This is a genomic window from Sutcliffiella halmapala (genome assembly GCF_002019665.1).
In the GTDB taxonomy this organism is placed as follows: Bacteria; Bacillota; Bacilli; order Bacillales; family Bacillaceae_I; genus Sutcliffiella_A; species Sutcliffiella_A halmapala.
In genome coordinates this window covers 1,634,685-1,654,881 of the sequence record NZ_KV917375.1, presented here as the reverse complement: position 1 = coordinate 1,654,881, position 20,197 = coordinate 1,634,685, and the positions used below count along the sequence as shown (strand labels likewise).

Annotated in this window: 16 protein-coding genes; 2 read left to right on the top strand and 14 right to left on the bottom strand. The window is 39.5% G+C overall.

Features of this window, described 5'->3' with window-relative positions:
* Positions 1-17 precede the first annotated feature (17 nt).
* From meaB to BK580_RS07900, 11 genes are all read right to left on the bottom strand, one after another.
* On the bottom strand, positions 18-1,049 hold the full coding sequence (meaB, locus tag BK580_RS07950; protein ID WP_408055239.1) for a methylmalonyl Co-A mutase-associated GTPase MeaB: 1,032 nt from the start codon (positions 1,047-1,049) through the stop codon (positions 18-20).
* A complete protein-coding gene (gene scpA / locus BK580_RS07945; RefSeq protein ID WP_078379808.1) occupies positions 1,027-3,207 on the bottom strand; it encodes a methylmalonyl-CoA mutase in 2,181 nt (726 codons plus the stop codon). The genes meaB and scpA overlap by 23 nt, the downstream gene beginning before the upstream one ends.
* Positions 3,197-5,110, bottom strand: coding sequence for a methylmalonyl-CoA mutase subunit beta (locus BK580_RS07940; protein WP_169864862.1), 1,914 nt, complete (start codon positions 5,108-5,110; stop codon positions 3,197-3,199). The genes scpA and BK580_RS07940 overlap by 11 nt, the downstream gene beginning before the upstream one ends.
* A 416-nt stretch (positions 5,111-5,526) precedes the next feature.
* On the bottom strand, positions 5,527-6,843 hold the full coding sequence (locus BK580_RS07935; protein ID WP_078379806.1) for a dihydrolipoamide acetyltransferase family protein: 1,317 nt from the start codon (positions 6,841-6,843) through the stop codon (positions 5,527-5,529).
* 76 nt (positions 6,844-6,919) lie between these two features.
* The gene (locus tag BK580_RS07930) at positions 6,920-7,903 is read right to left on the bottom strand and encodes an alpha-ketoacid dehydrogenase subunit beta (RefSeq protein WP_078379805.1); all 984 of its coding nucleotides are present in this window, start codon (positions 7,901-7,903) and stop codon (positions 6,920-6,922) included.
* Positions 7,904-7,915: 12 nt separating this feature from the next.
* Positions 7,916-8,908, bottom strand: a complete 993-nt coding sequence (locus BK580_RS07925) for a thiamine pyrophosphate-dependent dehydrogenase E1 component subunit alpha (RefSeq protein WP_078379804.1) — start codon at positions 8,906-8,908, stop codon at positions 7,916-7,918.
* 266 nt (positions 8,909-9,174) lie between these two features.
* Positions 9,175-10,599 (bottom strand): dihydrolipoyl dehydrogenase, encoded by a 1,425-nt coding sequence (gene lpdA / locus BK580_RS07920; protein WP_078379803.1) that lies wholly within the window; start codon positions 10,597-10,599, stop codon positions 9,175-9,177.
* A gap of 16 nt (positions 10,600-10,615) precedes the next feature.
* Entirely contained in the window at positions 10,616-11,740 is a 1,125-nt protein-coding gene (gene buk, locus BK580_RS07915) for a butyrate kinase (protein WP_211279011.1), read from the bottom strand.
* 69 nt (positions 11,741-11,809) lie between these two features.
* The gene (gene bcd, locus BK580_RS07910; protein ID WP_078379801.1) at positions 11,810-12,913 is read right to left on the bottom strand and encodes a branched-chain amino acid dehydrogenase; all 1,104 of its coding nucleotides are present in this window, start codon (positions 12,911-12,913) and stop codon (positions 11,810-11,812) included.
* Between the two features lie 45 nt (positions 12,914-12,958).
* Complete coding sequence (yqiS, locus tag BK580_RS07905) at positions 12,959-13,858, bottom strand: phosphate butyryltransferase (RefSeq protein WP_078379800.1); 900 nt, start codon at positions 13,856-13,858, stop codon at positions 12,959-12,961.
* A 136-nt stretch (positions 13,859-13,994) separates the two neighbouring features.
* Positions 13,995-16,043, bottom strand: coding sequence for a sigma 54-interacting transcriptional regulator (locus BK580_RS07900; protein WP_078379799.1), 2,049 nt, complete (start codon positions 16,041-16,043; stop codon positions 13,995-13,997).
* A gap of 210 nt (positions 16,044-16,253) precedes the next feature.
* On the opposite strand from BK580_RS07900, the gene BK580_RS07895 reads away from it, so the two are divergent.
* On the top strand, positions 16,254-16,487 hold the full coding sequence (locus BK580_RS07895) for a DUF2627 domain-containing protein (RefSeq protein WP_078379798.1): 234 nt from the start codon (positions 16,254-16,256) through the stop codon (positions 16,485-16,487).
* A gap of 130 nt (positions 16,488-16,617) precedes the next feature.
* Here BK580_RS07895 and BK580_RS07890 read toward each other — a convergent pair whose 3' ends face one another.
* The gene (locus BK580_RS07890) at positions 16,618-17,337 is read right to left on the bottom strand and encodes a glycerophosphodiester phosphodiesterase (RefSeq protein WP_078379797.1); all 720 of its coding nucleotides are present in this window, start codon (positions 17,335-17,337) and stop codon (positions 16,618-16,620) included.
* Between the two features lie 105 nt (positions 17,338-17,442).
* On the opposite strand from BK580_RS07890, the gene BK580_RS07885 reads away from it, so the two are divergent.
* Entirely contained in the window at positions 17,443-17,589 is a 147-nt protein-coding gene (locus BK580_RS07885) for a YycC family protein (protein WP_078379796.1), read from the top strand.
* Positions 17,590-18,015: 426 nt separating this feature from the next.
* On the opposite strand, the gene BK580_RS07880 is transcribed toward BK580_RS07885, so the two are convergent.
* A complete protein-coding gene (locus tag BK580_RS07880; protein WP_328589042.1) occupies positions 18,016-19,098 on the bottom strand; it encodes an ABC transporter ATP-binding protein in 1,083 nt (360 codons plus the stop codon).
* 12 nt (positions 19,099-19,110) lie between these two features.
* Positions 19,111-20,193: an ABC transporter substrate-binding protein gene (locus tag BK580_RS07875; RefSeq protein ID WP_078379795.1), complete on the bottom strand. Its 1,083-nt coding sequence runs from the start codon at positions 20,191-20,193 to the stop codon at positions 19,111-19,113.
* Positions 20,194-20,197 lie beyond the last annotated feature (4 nt).

Sequence of the window (20,197 nt, the reverse complement as noted above, 5' to 3'; positions counted from 1 at the left end):
CGTTCACTTTCCTTTTTTTATTGCTCTTTTTTATACATTTCCATTAACTGATTCACAGCAATGGAGACGGAAACTTGATCTTCTTTAATCTGTTTTTCTATCTCTGGTAACTGTTTTTTTATCGAGCTATTATGGAAAAACAGCATTTCTAGCTGATGTTTTAACGATGTATAGAGCCAAGTCTTCTTTTGCTCGTTTCTCCGTTCGTAAAACTCTTCTGAAGCTTTTGTTGTCTCCAGAAAATCCGTGATAACGTCCCAGGTTTTATCGATCCCGACATTATGTAAGGCAGAACAAGTAAAGGCTTGGGTCTCCCACCCTTTTGTAGCTGCCTGCAAAAAATGGAGAATCTGCTTATACTCTTCCGCAGTTTTCATGGCTTTAGCTTTATTATCCCCATCTGCTTTATTGACGACAACAGCATCGACTAGCTCCATGATTCCCTTCTTCATTCCTTGCAACTCATCTCCTGCACCTGTTAAAACCAGTAACAAGAAAAAGTCGACCATGTCTCTTACAATCGCTTCACTTTGCCCAACTCCAACGGTTTCCACAAGTATGACATCATATCCAGCAGCTTCACATAAAAGAATACTCTCTCGTGTTTTTCGATGAACTCCTCCAAGCGTACCACTTGAAGGCGATGGGCGAATAAATGCTTGGGGATGTCTTGCAAGCTGTTCCATTCTCGTTTTATCCCCTAGAATACTTCCACCAGTCTTTGAACTACTTGGATCAACGGCAAGTACAGCAACCTTCTTTCCAATTCCACATAGATACAAACCAAAGGCCTCGATGAACGTGCTTTTTCCAGCACCAGGAACGCCACTAATCCCAATGCGGACTGATTTACCAGTTGCATTCATAATCTCTTGTAGAATGGTTTGGCTTTTTTGAAAATGCCGCTCAGCATTACTTTCGACAAGGGTGATCGCCTGCGCTAAATCAGAACGAATACCAGCTTTCACTCCTGCAATTATTTCCTCAGCGCTTCGTTCTTGTTTACGAAGTACCTTTTTGCGTTCTTTACTCATTAGTTGCTTCCACATCCTCATAACCAAGGCGATGATAGACTTCCTCTAATACCTTCTCGGCTGCTCGAGGAATGACCGTTCCAGGTCCAAAGATAGCGGAAGCACCTTTGCTATATAGGAATTCATAGTCTTGAGCCGGTATTACTCCACCAATCACGACAATAATGTCTTCACGGTTTAATTTTTTCAATTCATCTACCAGCTGCGGCAATAAAGTTTTATGTCCGGCAGCAAGGGAGCTGATTCCTATTACGTGCACATCATTTTCAACTGCTTGCAGGGCAGTTTCCTCTGGTGTTTGGAAAAGAGGTCCGATATCCACATCAAAGCCCAAGTCTGCAAAGGCAGTGGCAATGACTTTAGCCCCTCTGTCATGACCATCCTGCCCCATTTTCGCAATCATAATTCTTGGTCTTCTACCTTCTAATTCATAAAATTCTTCGATTTGTTGTTTCACGCCATTTATCTCTTCCTCATTAGAAAATTCACTACTATAGACACCACTAATCGAACGTATAATGGCACGATGGCGATTCGCTACTTTCTCTATTGCCAAGGAAATCTCTCCCAGACTTGCTCGGGCTCTTGCCGCTTCCACTGCAAGCTCCAATAGGTTTCCTTCTCCTGATTTTGCAGCATCAGTTATCGCTTCAAGTGCAGCTACCACCCTTACTTCGTCACGATTTTCACGAAGCGACTCCAGACGTTCAATTTGCTTTTTGCGAACCTCTTCATTATTAATGTCTAAAACATCAATGACCGTATCCTCTTTGTCTAAACGGAATTTATTCACACCGATAATCGCTTCTTTACCAGAGTCAATTTTCGCTTGTCGGCGAGCAGATGCTTCTTCAATTCTCATTTTCGGTAGACCTGTCTCAATTGCTTTGGCCATTCCGCCTAGCTCTTCGATTTCCTCAATATGCTTCCACGCCCGCTCAATTAATTCATTGGTGAGGGACTCCACATAAAAAGAGCCTGCCCAAGGATCAATCACCTTCGTTATCGCTGTCTCTTCTTGTAAATAAAGCTGCGTGTTACGTGCAATTCTTGCTGAGAAATCAGTTGGCAAGGCTATCGCCTCATCTAAAGCATTCGTATGCAAGGATTGCGTATGACCATTTGCTGCAGCAAGCGCCTCGATACATGTTCTAGCCACATTATTAAATGGATCTTGCTCGGTTAAGCTCCAGCCGGAAGTTTGCGAATGCGTTCTAAGTGCCAACGATTTCGAATTTTTCGGGTTAAATTCCTTCATCATTTTGGCCCAAATAAAACGAGCTGCTCTCATTTTTGCTACTTCCATAAAGAAGTTCATTCCGATTGCCCAGAAGAAGGAAAGACGTGGCGCAAACGCGTCTACTTCAATTCCAGCCTCTAAGCCTGTGCGAACATATTCTAGTCCATCTGCAAGTGTATAAGCAAGCTCAATATCCGCTGGCGCCCCCGCTTCCTGCATATGATACCCGGAAATACTAATACTATTAAACTTTGGCATGTGCTTTGACGTATACGAAAAAATATCACCAATGATTCGCATCGACATCTCTGGCGGATAGATATACGTGTTACGAACCATGTATTCTTTTAAAATATCATTTTGAATCGTTCCTGATAGCTGTTCTTGACTAACGCCTTGCTCTTCGGCTGTTACGATATAAAATGCCATAATCGGAAGAACTGCGCCATTCATCGTCATCGATACCGACATCTGATCCAATGGAATACCTTCAAATAGTATCTTCATATCTAAAATAGAATCGATGGCAACCCCTGCTTTTCCAACATCCCCTACCACTCGTGGATGATCCGAGTCATAGCCGCGATGCGTTGCTAAATCAAAGGCTACAGAAAGTCCCTTTTGTCCCATTTCTAAATTACGACGATAAAAGGCATTACTCTCCTCAGCCGTTGAAAATCCAGCATATTGGCGAATGGTCCAAGGACGATTCACATACATAGTGGGATAAGGTCCACGTAAATATGGGGCAATACCCGGAAGCGTCCCTAAATGTCCTAGATCCTTCGTATCCTCTTTTGTATAAATTGCTTTTAATTTTATTTGCTCATTCGTTTCAAAAAGCAATTCATCCAAGTTGTCCTGGCTTACTGCATGTTCAGGTAAACTACTAGCTTTCTTGTTTAATGGTTTAGTAGAAAAATTAGGCTTCATTTAGTGTCAACCCCATTTCTTGATGAATCGCGGAGAGCTGCTCATAGCAATTGGATTTTAAATGAATAAAATCGGTAACACCTAAGCTTAACAACTCCTCTTTTCTCTGCTGATCTGGTAATCCTGCTAGTAAGATATTTGTATGAGGGCTATTTCTTTTGATCGTCATTAACACGTCATCTAGCATGGTTGAATACGAGTCGTCATTTCCACAAATACAAACATAATTTGTCTTTAGATTAGTAGATAGCCATGCTTGAAACTCCTCCACATTTGTAAAGCTCGGACTACCTATTGTAAATAATCCACCAACATGGAAATAGCCAGAGGCAAAATCGGTTCGTGGCTTATGTGCCGCTAAGGTACCTAAATTAATCATACTAATCGTTGGTTTTTTAGCGGTATTCTCTTCAAATTGCTTCGCTTGAAAACGTAACTGTTCATATGGTTGTGCTAAAGTAATAGGCTTTAATGGGGTAATAGTCATCGTTACACCAGCTTCTGATCCAGACTCTGTTTGAACATTACTATGACTCATTTTTTCAAGCTTTTCAGCCAAATTAGCATACATATTTGTTCCAACTAATACTTTCTTTCTACCTTCGATGTCTTGTAAGCGTTTCGTTCTTACTTTCGCTATTCTTTCTTGAAGAAAACCCGCTTTTAAAGCTTCTACGATACCACCAGCTTCGTCAATTCCTTGGAATAGTTTCCAAGCATCATCTGCTAGTTGATGAGTTAGGGATTCCACATAATAAGAACCCGCTGCTGGATCTACTACATGAGATAGGAAGCTTTCTTCTTTTAAAATATAGTGCGTATTTCGCGCAATCCTTCTCGAAAATGTATCTGCTTCTGATTGGAAGCTATCGACATTCAAGCTTTGCACTCCCCCGATAACGGCAGAAAAGGCCTCTGTTGTCGTACGTAGCATGTTAACATGCACATCTAGCTCTGATTTAGTAAAAGGAGACGTTGTCCCATGGATTGTCATTTTTTGTACATGCTCATCTCCACCAAAAGCTTCTACTATATTAGCCCATAGAAGCCTTGCTGCTCTTAACTTTGCAATCTCCATGAAAAAGTCACTTCCAACAGGATACGTAAATGCAAATTCACTTGCCGCTTCTTGAATAGGTACTCCTCGTTCTACAAGTGCTTGTAAGTATTCTGTTGCCGTTGCCATGGTCACGGCAAGTTCTTCCACTGCACTAGCGCCACTGTTATGATATGGAGTTGCTTGAACCCAAAGAGTTTTAACTTCTGGTAAGTGCTCACGCTTCCAATCTAAATTACTTTTTAATTCATCGTATAAGTCATTGAGAGTAGCTGTTAGCTTCCCTTCTTTTACTAGCTCGCCGATTGGATCGACTCCGATAATGCCTTTAAGTGATGATATCGTGCTATTTTTTAATAATTGTAAAAAAGTTGATAAACTAGTTCCTGCATAGATTTGAACTGGAACAGTATCTAGAGGAAGATTGGTTAAAAGAGTGTCTATGTCACTACTTTTTCGTATTGGTAGGGCTCTATGGCAACTTGCTGGATAGATAGAAAAGTTAATTGCCTCAAGACCATTTTTTAATTCATGCTGTAGCTGATGATTAAGTTGGGCGAAAGTTTCCAATGGTGAAAGCTGCTGGCTTACTGTCCAATTTGCCTTCTGTGACTGTACTGGTTGACTTCCACGAATAAAAGGAAAGCTTCCAGGAACCGTGTTAACCGATTGTAATTCTTCTAAATCAGTATCGGTGTATACTGGCTTACGAGTAATACCTTCATATGTATGAGTCGAAAGCTTTTCAACTGGCTTACCCTTTAATGCCTTCTCCGCTTGCTCAGTCCAATCCTGAATAGTTGCTTCAGGGAAGCTGTTGACTCTCATTTTACTTAACTGATTCATGTCCCATCCCCCTCTAACTCTCATTAGTAATCGCTTTCAAAAAAGGCGAAAACCAATAAAATCTATCAAAAAGTTCACATAAAACTAAAAATTCCTTATTTTTATTTTAATATAGTTATGGGGAGACGGCAATGAAAGAAAACATTTGGAGTGGAGGAATGTTTTCTGGGTTATTGGGCTGGTTTTTCGTTTTTGTGAGCTGGTTTGCCAGTTTTGTGAGCGGACTCTACACTTTTCTGAGCCGGTTTGACTATTTTGTGAGCTGATTACTCTTATCTGAGCCAGTCTCATACATTTATGAGCCAGACCCTCGCCTTTCTGAGCCAGCTGTCCATCTTTCCGAGCCGCCCCTCCTTTTCCTAGCAAATCAAAAAAACCGACAGGCACTTAAGCCCGTCAGTTCTCTCATCACTCTATTAATAAATAGAAGTATTCTCTTTAGACATTTTCTCAATAATTTCTTTAATACGAGCTAAGAAGCGACCACATACTAATCCATCAAGAACGCGGTGGTCTAGGGACATACATAGGTTAACCATGTCGCGAACTGCGATCATGCCGTGATCCATGACAACTGGGCGTTTTACGATAGATTCTACTTGTAGGATTGCTGCTTGTGGGTAGTTAATGATACCCATGGATTGAACAGATCCGAATGAGCCAGTGTTGTTCACTGTAAATGTTCCACCTTGCATTTCTGCAGATGTTAATTTACCAGCGCGAACCTTGTTAGCTAAATCGGTAATTTCACGAGCAATACCTTTGATTGTTTTCTCATCTGCATTTTTGATAACAGGAACGTATAATGCGTCGTCTGTCGCAACCGCGATGGAAATGTTAATATCTTTCTTCTGTACGATTTTGTCGCCAGCCCACATAGAGTTGATTTGTGGGAATTCTTTCAACGCTTGAGCTACTGCTTTTACGAAGAAAGCAAAGAACGTTAAGTTGTAACCTTCTTTTTTCTTGAATTCGTTCTTTAATGAGTTACGGTATCCAACAAGGTTTGTTGCGTCTACCTCAATCATTGTCCAAGCATGTGGAGCTTCATGCTTACTACGTAGCATGTTTGTCGCGATTGCTTTACGGATACCTGATACAGGAATCTCGATATCGCCAGCTTCCACTGGTACGTTTACTGGTTGTGCTTTTGGAGCACTCGTTGCTGCTGGTGCTGCTGGCTTGCTCGTAGGTGCCGCTTCTGGAGCAGGCGCTGCTGCCGCTTCTGGTTTTGAGTCTGCAGTTGGAATATTACCAGATGCAATAACTGCTTGAATATCTTTTCGTGTAATACGTCCGCCGGCACCTGTTCCTTTTACTTGCGCAAGGTCAACATTATTGTCTTGAGCTAGACGTAGAACCGCTGGTGAATAACGGCTCTTGTTCGGCGCGTCTGCATCTGTTTCAGCAGGTGCTGCCGCAGCCTCTGCTTTCGGTGCAGAAGCCTCTTGTTTTGGTGCTTCAGAAGTAGTACCTTCTGCTACTCCTCCACCTTCTGTTTCGATATAGCAGATAACTTCTCCAATTGCTAATGTGTCGCCATCTTCTGCTACAAGTTCCTTAATAGTACCTGTAAAAGAAGATGGGATTTCTGCATTTACTTTATCTGTCATTACCTCTGCTAGAGGGTCATATTTATTAACTTTATCGCCCACGCTTACGATCCAGCGACTGATTGTACCTTCAGTTACGCTCTCCCCAAGCTGTGGCATCGTAATTTTTTCAACTGCCATGATGTTTACCTCCTTTTTCAGTAAAGAAGCAAGCTTAAACCACTATCTTTTCTTATACTGAAAGATCGTATTCTGATTAATATTGTGCTAACTCACGCATTGCTTTTTCAACTTTATCTGGGTTAACCATGAAATATTTCTCCATCGTTGGAGCATAAGGCATCGCCGGTACATCTGGACCAGCAAGACGCATAATTGGAGCATCTAAATCGAATAAGCAGTTTTCCGCAATGATTGCAGATACTTCACTCATGATGCTTCCTTCTTTTGTATCCTCTGTAAGTAGAAGTACTTTTCCTGTTTTAGAAGCAGCTTCCATAATCGCTTCTTTATCTAGTGGATAAACTGTACGTAAGTCAAGAATGTGAGCAGAAATACCATCTTGTGCAAGACGCTCTGCCGCTTGTAATGCAAAGTGTACACACAGACCGTATGTGATGACTGTGATATCTTCACCTTCACGCTTAACATCTGCTTTACCAATTGGAAGTACATAGTCGTCTGTTGGTACCTCACCTTTGATTAGACGGTACGCACGCTTATGCTCGAAGAATAATACAGGATCTTCGTCACGAATCGCAGCTTTTAGTAAACCTTTTACATCATAAGGTGTAGAAGGCATAACGATTTTCAATCCAGGTTGGTTTGCAAAAATAGCTTCCACAGATTGAGAATGGTAAAGCGCACCGTGAACTCCACCGCCGTATGGCGCACGTACAACTAATGGACAAGTCCAGTCGTTGTTAGAACGGTAACGAATTTTCGCTGCTTCTGAGATAATTTGGTTAACAGCAGGCATGATAAAATCAGCGAACTGCATTTCTGCAATTGGACGCATTCCATACATTGCCGCACCGATAGCTACCCCAGCAATTGCTGATTCTGCAAGTGGTGTATCGATAACTTTATCTTCTCCGAATTGGTCGTAAAGGCCAGTAGTTGCTTTAAATACTCCACCTTTAAGTCCTACGTCTTCTCCAAGTACAAAAACCTTTGAATCACGTTCCATCTCTTCACGGATGGCCATTGTTACTGCATCTATATAAGAAATAACTGCCATGATGGTTCCCCCTTACTCTGCATAAACATGCTTCATAGCTGATTCTGCATCTGCATATGGAGCATTTTCTGCGTATTCTGTAGCTTCGTTTACAGTGTTCATAATTTTATCGTTAATTTCTTTTTCTTTTTCATCAGTTAACACGCCAGCTTCTTTTAAGTAAGCTGCAAAGCTAATAATTGGATCATTTTGTTTCGCTGCTGCTACTTCATCACGCTCACGGTAAGCTCTGTCATCGTCATCACTGGAGTGAGGAGTTAAACGGTAAGAGATAGCCTCAACAAGTGTTGGACCTTCGCCTCTGCGACCACGGTCTGCTGCTTCTTTCACTGCAGCATAAACTTCAAGTGGATCGTTACCATCTACTGTAATACCAGGCATTCCGTATCCAATGGCACGGTCAGAAATTTTTTCACAAGCCACCTGTTTTTCGTAAGGGACAGAGATAGCGTATTTATTATTTTCACACATGAAAATTACTGGTAATTTGTGAACTGCTGCATAGTTCGCACCTTCGTGGAAGTCTCCTTGGTTAGAAGAACCTTCACCAAAAGTTACGAATGTTACTAGATCTTTCCCTTCTAAACGGCCACCAAGTGCGACACCTACAGCGTGTGGTACTTGCGTTGTTACAGGGGATGAACCTGTTACGATACGATTTTTCTTCTGTCCAAAGTGACCAGGCATTTGACGACCACCAGAGTTTGGATCTTCGGCTTTCGCAAAACCAGAAAGCATTAATTCTTTTGCAGTCATACCAAAAGCTAATACTACACCCATGTCGCGGTAGTATGGTAGGGCATAATCTTTCTCACGGTCTAATGCGAAGGAAGCTCCTACTTGCGCAGCCTCTTGACCTTGACAAGAGATTACGAATGGAATCTTTCCTGCACGATTTAATAACCACATACGCTCGTCAATACGGCGCGCTAATAACATTGTTTCAAACATGTCTAATACATTTTCATCACTTAGCCCTAAAGCTTGGTGGCGATTTTCTGCCATGTGTTTTACCTCCTATTATGTAGAAAGTTGGGAGCAAGAACTGCTCCCTTATTTTCTTTTTTACTTTTTTTATTAGCTCTGTTATACACCGCTGTTGATTTCCGCACGAGGCTGCGCTTATCCAGAGGGCGCTTGTGGAGCCTCCTCGGCTTTGCCTGTGGGGTCTCCACAAAACGCTATCTCTGAGCAAGGAGTCTTCGCCTCGTGCTCCAATCAACAGCTAGGTACCTAAAAAAATAACACTGTACTTTAACAGATTCTTTTTATTAAGAATGGATTGCCTTGCCGTCTACTGCTAGTGCCGCTTCTCCGATTGCTTCTGAAAGCGACGGATGTGGGTGGATTGTGTGTCCGATTTCCCAAGGTGTTGCATCAAGAACTCTTGCTAAGCCAGCCTCAGAGATCATGTCTGTTACGTGAGGACCGATCATATGAACGCCTAGAATATCATCGTTTTCTTTGTTTACCACAAGCTTCACAAATCCATCAGATTCTCCGTAAACTAGCGCTTTCCCAATCGCACGGAATGAGAACTTCCCAATTTTCACGTCAAATCCTTTTTCTTTTGCTTCTTCTTCCGTATATCCTACACTTGCCACTTCTGGACTACTATATACACATTTGGAAATCATTGAGTAATCAATTGGAGCCGGTTTTTCATTAGCAATGTGTTCAACTGCGACAATTCCTTCGTGAGAAGCAACATGTGCAAGTTGTAATCCGCCAATTACATCACCGATTGCATATATGTGAGATTCTTTTGTTTGGAAGAAATCATTCGTTTTAACAAACCCTTTTTCTACCTGAATGTCTGTGTTTTCAATTCCGATGCCTTCAACGTTTGCTTGACGACCGACAGATACTAGCATTTTTTCTGCTGTAAAGGATTTCGCTTCTCCTTTATGCTCTGCTTTTATCGTAACGGAATCTGTTGCTTTTTCTAATGTTTCCGGAAGTACTTTGGCACTTGTAACGACTTTAATTCCACGCTTTTTAAGTAGTCGTTGCATTTCCTTAGACACTTCTTTATCTTCTGTTGGTAGAACGCGGTCCGCATATTCTAAAACCGTAACTTCTACTCCGAAATCGTCTAACATAGATGCCCACTCGATTCCAATAACTCCACCACCAACAATGATGATAGATTTTGGAAGCTCTTCAAGAGAAAGTGCTTCATCAGATGTCATTACTTGTGTACCATCAATTTCAAGTCCAGGTAAAGAACGAGGACGAGAGCCTGTTGCTACGATTACGTTTTTCGGAATTAGCATTTCATTTTCATCGCCATTTTCGAATTCAACGGAAATTGTTCCAGGCATTGGAGAGAAGATCGATGGTCCTAGTATACGTCCTGTACCATAAAAAACATCAATTTTCCCTTGTTTCATTAAATGCTGAACTCCACCATGAAGTTGGTCGATGATTTTTTGCTTACGCTCTTGTACTTTGAAGAAGTCTAATTTCACTTCACCAGAAATTACTCCAAATTCTTCACTGTTTTTTGTTTGTGCAAAAACTTCAGCACTGCGTAGTAATGCTTTACTTGGAATACAACCTGCATGTAAGCATGTTCCACCAATTTTTTTCTTTTCTACAACTGCTGTTTTTAAGCCAAGCTGAGATGCACGGATAGCTGCTACATAACCACCTGTTCCCCCACCTAGAATGACTAAATCATATTCTTGTGCCATGTTTGCCTCTCCCTTCTTAGCTGCGTACTTTGTTTTCTACTTTATTGCCTGGGTAAACCCTTGCGTTCTCTTCTCCACGTAGAACTCGAAGCGCACCTTCTGTCAGTGCTTGCAACTCATTTTCACCTGGTTGTACGATAACATCCGCAATCCAGCTAATACGATCAGAAATAGACTTAACAAATCCTTTTCCATAAGCAAGACCACCAGTTAGAATGATTGCGTCTACTTTTCCTGCTAAGACAGCACTAGCTGAAGCTATTTCTTTAGCTACTTGATAGGCCATTGCTTCATAAACTAACTCAGCTTGCTTATCGCCTTTTTCAATCATTTTTTCAACTTGTACGGCATCATTTGTGCCAAGGTAACCAACTAGTCCACCTTGTCCAACAAGCTTTTTCATAACTTCATCGCGATAGTAATCTCCTGAGAAACATAGGGATACAAGTTCACCAGCTGGTACTGTACCCGCACGTTCAGGACTGAACGGTCCGTCTCCATGTAATCCGTTGTTCACATCAACAACACGTCCACCAATATGTGTTCCTACGGTAATCCCACCACCCATATGTGTCACAATCAGGTTTAGGTCCTCATAGTTTTTACCTAGCTCTTTTGCAACTCTACGTGCAACTGCTTTTTGATTTAACGCGTGGAAAATACTTTTGCGTTCAATAAGAGAGAATCCGGAAATTCTTGCAATATCTGATAACTCGTCTACTACTACTGGATCAACGATGAAGGATGGAATGTTTAATCCTGTTGCAATTTCATAAGCTAAAATTCCACCTAAGTTAGAGGCGTGTTGCCCTGCAAATCCTTCTTTTAGGTCATGTAGCATTTCTTGATTGACCGCATAAGTTCCACCTTCAATCGGGCGAAGAAGCCCCCCACGTCCACATACAGCATGAAGCTTTGAGATGTTTATGCCTTCTTGGTCTAATGTTTCTAGAATGGTTGTTTTTCTGAATTCATACTGGTCAAAGATCGATTCAAAGGAATTTATCGTTTCACTATCGTGACGTAACGTCTTTTCAAAAACAGAACGTTCATTATCATAGACGCCGATTTTCGTTGATGTTGATCCTGGATTGATGACAAGTATGCGATATTCCTTTTCTAACAATGTGGAAACCTCCATTATTAACAGGTAACAGGGGTGTCCCTAAAATTGATAAGGACAGCCCCACGTTCCTAATTTTTCTATATATTAGCGTCCGTTACGACGGCTTAAAATATGATGTCCGTTTTGTAAAAATTGGCTACGTGACATTCTCATGCGCTCAATGCGCTCCTCAGCTAAACGGTCAGCAGCTTTGTATGTCGGGATATTGTCACGATTTGCAATTTCAATTACTTTTGCGATGTTATCATAAACACCCTCTACTTTTTTCATAGCACGCTCACGATTGTAACCATAAAGCTCATCTGCTACGTTGATTACTCCACCAGCGTTGATTACATAGTCAGGAGCGTAAACAATACCCATTTCATGAATAATGTCGCCGTGTTTTGTATCAAGTAATTGGTTATTTGCAGCACCAGCGATTACTTTTGCTTTAAATTGTGGAATCGTCTCGTCGTTAATTGTTGCACCTAGAGCACACGGAGCGTAAATGTCACAATCTACACTGTAGATTTCACTTGGATCAACCGCTCTTGCACCAAACTCTTCAACTGCACGTTGTACTGCTTCTTTGTTGATATCAGTAACAATTAGTTGTGCGCCTTCTTCATGTAAGTGACGGCAAAGGTTAAATGCTACGTTTCCAACACCTTGAACTGCAACTACTTTTCCTTCAAGAGAGTCAGTTCCGAATGCTGCTTTTGCTGCTGCTTTCATCCCACGGTATACACCATATGCTGTTACAGGTGATGGGTTACCTGATGAACCAAATGCTGGAGAAACTCCAGTTACATAATTAGTTTCTTCATAAATTAAGTCCATATCCGCTACTGTTGTTCCAACATCTTCAGCAGTGATGTAACGACCATTTAAGCCTTGAATATAACGTCCGAAAGCACGGAACATTTCTTCGTTTTTGTCTGTACGAGGATCTCCGATAATAACCGTTTTTCCTCCTCCAAGGTTTAAACCTGCTGCTGCATTTTTGTATGTCATCCCTTTTGCGAGTCGAAGTGCATCTTCAATCGCTGCATCCTCAGAAGCATAAGTCCACATACGTGTTCCACCTAGTGCTGGTCCAAGCGTAGTGTCGTGAATCGCAATAATTGCTTTTAAGCCTGATTTTTTATCCTGACAAATAACTAATTGCTCGTAATCGTAAGTCTCCATATATTTGAAAATTTCCATGATTTAATTCCTCCCCAAGATAGTTAAAAAATTTAGTTTGTTATATTATTTAACAGAACAGACAGCTAATGCTAATGAATTTAATTTACTCTCTGCTGAGTCTGCTCTAGATGTTAATACAATCGGAGCTTTTGCACCCGATATGATGGCGCCAACTTTTGCTTTAGCAAAATAAATAAGTGATTTATAAAGGACATTTCCTACTTCTATAGTAGGAACAAACAGAATATCCGCTTGTCCGGCAACTTCACCTTTAATCCCTTTATGTTCTGCAGCTAATGCAGAAACCGCATTGTCTAATGCTAAAGGTCCATCAATGATACAGTTTTTAATTTGCCCACGTTGATTCATTTGAGTCAATAGTGCTGCATCTACAGTAGCCTGCATAGCAGGATTCACTACTTCTACTGCAGCAAGTGGAGCAACTTTAGGATTTTCAATTCCTAGTGAACGAGCTACTGCGACAGAATTTTGTACAATTTGTACTTTTTGTTCTATGGTTGGAGCTAAATTCATTGCTGCATCTGTCACAAATAGTAATTGGTCGTACCCTGGTACTTCAAACGCAGCGACGTGTGATAGAACACTACCGGTTCGAAGGCCATATTCTTTATTTAGTACTTCTTTAAGAATAGTTGCAGTGGGAACATTCCCCTTCATTAATACATCTGCTTCCTTACTCGAAACAGCCTTTACTGCTAATTGCGCTGCTTCTTTTGGGTTGCTTGCTGGAACGATGCGCAAATTTGGATTTGTGCTATCGATTTGATGAGTCGAAAGTAAGCTTACAATCTTTTCCTCATCACCATACAGGATAAAGGAAGCTAAATCCTTATTTAAGGCATGTGCCACAGCTTCCATGACCTCTGCATCCTCAGCAGCAGCAATCGCCACTACCTTAGATGGTAATTGGGTTGCTTGGCTGATTAGTTCTTCTAATTTCATTTATTCGACCCTTCCTTTCTACTCCACTTTTACATTATGCAAGAAGCGTGCCAACACCGATTCCTTGAAAACGCTTTATTTCTCATTATAGAATCATGCAGATTTTTGCGTTATATGCATATTCTTGCATGCATATTTATTCAATGTGGAATTTTTCCATCTTATAATAAAGATTTCGGATAGATACTCCTAGCTCTTTTGCTGTTTTCGTTTTGTTTCCTTTATTTTTACGCAATGTCTTCTGAATGATTTTCGCTTCATATCCTTCAACCATTTCTACAAGTGTATGGTTTTCTGGAATGACTTCCGATGATTCTTGACTTACCATTTCTCCTTGAGTCAAAGGCGGGATATGATTTGTATCAATCATAACTTCATTAAATTTCATAAAAATGATGGCTCGTCCAAGAACATTTTCTAGTTCTCTAACATTACCTGGCCAGTTATATGAAGATAAGTAACTAATCGCATGTGGCGTTAACCCTTCCACATTTCTACCATAGTCTTGATTTATTTTTCTGATTAAATGTTTAGCCAGTGATTCAATGTCCTCTCTCCGCCTTCTTAATGGAGGGATATGAATCGGCATTCTATTTAAGCGATAATATAAATCTTCACGAAACGTACCATTTGCTATTCCTTTTTCAAGATTTACGTTGGTTGCTGCAATCACTCGAACATTAATGGAGAATGATTTCGTTCCCCCAACTCGAATGATTTCATTTTCTTGTAACACTCTTAATAGTTTTGCTTGAGTATTAGCAGACAATTCTCCAATTTCATCAAGGAAAATACTACCGTTGTTTGCTTCTTCAAACAATCCCCTTTTCCCACCACGTTTCGCACCAGAAAATGCACCTTCTTCATAACCAAAGAGTTCACTTTCTAGGAGCGATTCCGAAAGGGCAGCACAGTTCACACGAATGAACTTATTATATTTCCTGCTGCTTCCATTATGGATCGCATGAGCAAACAACTCTTTTCCTGTTCCCGATTCGCCTCTTAAAAGAACAGTAGCAGGTGTTTTTGCCCCTAACTTCGCTTGTTCAATCGCTAAGCTCATTTCCTCAGAAGTTCCGGTGATATCCTCAAAAGAGTATTTTGCTTCAAGTGTCCGAATAATTTGGCGAGCCCGATCTAGTTCTGTCGTCAGGGTTTGAATTTCAGAAACATCGTGGATTACTCCGACACTTCCTTTTAACTTTCCATCAACGATTATCGGAGCAACATTTACAATAACCTCTTTCTTACTTGGACCTACCTTCAGATTCACCCCACGAACAGCTCTCCTTGTTTCAAGTACCTTCATATGCATACTTTCACCTTCAGAAATATCAGCTGTTGCAGGCTTCCCAATGATTTGTTCTTCTCTTAAGCCAGTAAGTCTAGAGTAAGCTGGGTTAATCATCAACCCACGTCCGAATTCATCTACCACAGAAATAGCTTCATCAGATGATTGAATTATTGCTTCAAGCATCGTTTGAATACCTTTTAGATTTGTAACTTCCTCCGCTAAATTAACCACTTCTGTAATATCCTTGAAAACAGCAAATGCTCCAATCACATTACCATCCTCATCAATTAATGGTGATCTTGTGGTAATGATTTTTTTTCCATTCTCAAGCAACATTTCTTTGTTCTTTTCTACTCTTTTTATATGTATTACATCAATTAATCTGCTGGAAGGAATGTAATCTAAAACGTGCTTGTCAAGGATATGCTCTGTTTTTATCCCGGATATTCTTTGAGCACTCTTATTAAAAAGAATGACCCTGCCCGTTTGATCCACTACCAATAGCCCGTCGTTAAGGAGATTAAAAATTAAATCTCGTTTGTGAGACTCATATTTCATCTTAGCGATTAGTTCTTCTTTTTCTTCCACTAACTTCGCCGTAATATGGGCGACAGTTCCAGGGATAAGTACTGTTTTTTTATCTTTCTTTTCTCTGATTTCTTGAAAAACAACTTCGGATCCGGTGGCTTCAATGATGATATCAATTTTTTCCGCAAGAAAACTCTCCCACTTCTCTCCAACCGGTATCCCCATTTGGTTTGCTAACGCTAACCCCGCAGCATTCTTATTAACATCAACTACTCCGATTAGGTTAAACATCCCTGAATGCGTTAACATTTTTAAAATCGCAGAGCCACCATTACCAGCGCCAACTATAAGTACAGTCTGCATAACAAACCCCTTTATCAAGTTAAGAACGACTAGCTAAATCATTTTCTACTTTTATGTCATCCAGTTGTAAATTGAAAGAAAATTCATAGTGTTCTTAAAAACATATGAAATATCTTGCACACTTACATCATAAACGTTATTTTTCTTCTAAGCAAGTGAAAATCTGTTATAATATTTACGAAACGCTTTGAAAGTGAGGCCCATCTGCTTATGCAACGACTTATAGCATTAATCATCATACTAATTCCAGGATGTATCGCTGTTTATGGAATAAAGCTAATGAGAGATATGGTATTTAGTATCTCCCACCCATTGATTCCAGCCCTATGGCTTCAGTTTTTAATCGGGCTACTCTTCTTCCTAATTGGACTATGGTTTGTAGCAGGCTTTATTTTTTATCGTGATCGAAAACGCAGTAAAGTTCAAAAAAAATTCCAAAAATAAAAACCGGATCAGCTATTGCTAAATCCGGTTTTTCTCTTATTTTCGACTCGTTAAATCGAGCAGCCAAGCCTATACCTGATACGGAAATAAACAGAGTCTTTAAAAAAAGACAATTTATCTTCATGGCAGCCTAGTTTTTTAATTGCACAGCAATTTTTGGATAATCCGTGAAGAAACCTGCACACTTTATCGTAAATAGCTTTTGCATTACCTTTTGATCATTTACGGTAAAAGGTCTGACTGGCACCCCTTCCACTTGAGATTGCTCAATCAATTCAGCAGGGCAAGCTTTAATATTAGGATGAATAGATTGCGCACCCACCCACTTTGTATATTCCCACGGCTTATAGATACCTTCCATATATAATACTGCTTTTTCTATCTCTGGTACTAGCACATGTAGCTTTGCTATACTATAATGATTAAAGCTTGAGAAAATGATACGCGATTGTAGCTTAAATTTTGTTACAAGTGCCACTACTTTTTCTTCTAAGCCTTCATAAGCAATGATTCCGTTTTTCAGTTCAATATTGATGTAAATATTATTATTTGACGCCCAGCTTAGGACCTCTTCTAGGGTTGGAATCGTGGCAGTCTTATATTTATTTGCAAATTTATAGACAGCATTTAAATTTTGCAATTCTTTAAGTGTCATGTCTTGAACAAAACCCTTACCATTCGTTGTCCGGTCTACTTTTTCATCATGAATGACAACAGGTATCCCATCTTTGCTTAATTGTACATCAAGCTCAATACCATCAGCACCATCGATAACAGCCTGTTTAAAGCTAATCATCGTATTCTCCGGATGTGTACCCGCTGACCCACGATGACCAAAAATTTTCGTCATATTTTCACACCTTTCTCGTTTTACCGACATTTTTTGATCAACTAATGTACTATTTAGTAAATATCTTGAAAGTGCACAATATTATTAAAAATCGAGGTGATTTTGATGCGCCCATTACAAATTTCAGCTGAAACTGCTCAAAAACTCGCAAAAGCATTAGATGTACCCATCGAGCAAATCATGCACATTCCACAGCATATTTTAGTGCAAAAACTTGTGGAATTAGAGCGTCAAGAATCAGAAAGCAACTAACAAAACTTGCACTTGTTAAAAGTATAACTTACCTTTAAGAACGCTGTATTAAGATTTAGTAAAGAGTTCTATATATTACTTTTTTTACATTTCACACTGAACGAACTCTGCTATTCGTTACAATTATTAATAATGATACTATGTAAACTAGAGTTAAAATAAACCATCAAATGAATAATCTTTACAGAATTGTTTTCTTCTTAATAACAAGGATGCTAACAGAATTGTTATATTAAACATAAAGAAAAGGAGTAGATAACCATCTACTCCTTTTCTTTTGTATCTTGTTTAGTACATACCATCATCTGCTATGTTTCAAACCTCTTAATATTCTCATGTACATTAAAAATTTTCAATTATGATGTTACAATCAGCAAGAACCGAAACCCTACTACATGTAACATTACTAGAGATAGTTATAGTACGCTAAAGTATTCTCACCAAACTGCTTTTGGCAGATAGGTAAATATTTTCGCTAAATTGATCTAAAATCTCCTCGTCTGGTAGATTTACAATAATCTCTTGAGACCCTGATGTAAACTCAATCACTCTTTTTGATCCAACAAAATGAATTTTTTTCATTTTTGCTTCTAAATAAATTCGATTAGACTGTAAGCGATTTTTGGATACGGTGAGGTGTTCAGGTCTGATTACAAGCTTTTTATTTTCGATTTTAAGTTCCGGAAATTCTTTTAAAACCTCTTTCTTATCCTGATCCTGTAATAATTCTACATCTATTACATTCGTTTCTCCTATAAAATCGGATACAAAAAGAGTGCTTGGGTTGTTATAAATCCTTTGTGGCGTATCGATTTGCTCGATTTTTCCTTGATTCATAACAGCAATTCTATCCGACATCATTAATGCTTCCTCTTGATCATGTGTTACATAAATAAACGTAATCTTAAATTGTTCGTGAAGTTTTTTTAATTCGAATTGCATCTTTTTTCTTAACTTCAAATCTAAAGCACCTAGTGGTTCATCCAATAGCAATACTCTAGGCTTATTTATCAGAGCTCTTGCCAACGCGACCCTTTGCTGTTGACCACCTGATAGTTGTCTTGGATATTTATCTATATGCTGCTGTAGTCCCATAATTTCAATCATTTCATTCGTATCATTTTTGATTTGTTCCTTGGATATTTTCTTTTGCTTCAGTCCAAAAGCGATATTATCATAAATGCTTAAGTGAGGAAATAAAGCATAATTTTGAAATACCGTGTTTACCGGACGATGGTTAGGTGGTAATTTACCTGCTTCTTTTCCGTCAATTTTTATACTTCCGTGACTTGGAAGTTCAAATCCACCAATCATTCTAAGAGTAGTTGTTTTCCCACATCCGCTTGGCCCAAGGAGAGATAAAAACTCTCCCTCTTTTATACTGAAAGATATATTATCTACTGCAATCGCTTGACCATATTTCTTTGTAACACCATTAAATTCGATAATGCTGTTTTTTTCTTCGGTTTCATGTAATGTTTTGTTTACTATGGTTGGAACAGCTAACACTATAACTCCCCCTTAATTTCCGATTTCTCTGTTCCAGAGTTCACTCCATTCTTCTCTATACTGGTTTATAAGATGATAGTCCGGCATGTTTAAATCTTGGATTGAACCATTTTTACCATATGGCATTCTTTCTAGGGTTTTTTCTTCTAATTCAACTTCCTTATGAACTGGGGCCAAATATAAATCATTAGCAATACCTTCTTGCGCCTTTTTAGTTGTAGCAAAATTCAAAAACTTATACAGTTGGTCAGATTTTTTTGTACCTTTCACTATATGCCAAAAGCTTCCTGCTCCCAAAACTCCTTCTTTTGGAATGATGAATTCATACGGCAAACCTTGATCTTTCATTACATATGCTGGTCCTCCATAATGAGCCCCAACTGCAGCTTCCCCACTTTGATAAAGATTTGTCGCCGCACCGGATCCATTAAAATAAGCAACTACTTCTAATTCCTTCATTTTACCAAGCCCTTTTTCGACTGTGCCTTCCACATCCCCTTCAAGCTCAGAGATTTGTACCAACAAAGGAAGCCCACCTGTAGTAGCTGGTGTAGGGACTGTTAATCTTCCTTTGTATTCATCATTCCAAAGATCTTCCCAAGATTTTGGAGGGTTACTTATCATTTCCTTGTTATATACAATTCCTAATCCCCAGTAACCTAAAGTTATACCAAATATATCTTCACCATGAACTTGATAAGCTTCTGGCAAAAGTTTATCGCTTTCTTTAAGTTTATTTTTGTCTATACTTTCGACAATCCCTTCTTCATATGACAGTTCAGAAATACCAGAATCCATTAAGGCCAAATCAATAGTAGGAGATCCTTTTTCCTGTAATAAACGGGAGAACGTTGTCGTTGAATTCCCTTCAATGATATTGACCTTTATACCAGTCTCTTCTTCAAAAGGTTTAATGATATGAGTTTTAATCGTTTCTCCCCAATCTCCACCAAAAATAGCAATGGATATTTCATTTTCTTTGACATTTGTATTTGCTTTTGTCGCTTCACTTTTCGGCTGAACAGGCTTTCCACATCCAGCAAGAAATACTAAAAGAGCTGCAAATAACATTATATACAAACCTCGATTTTTCATAGAA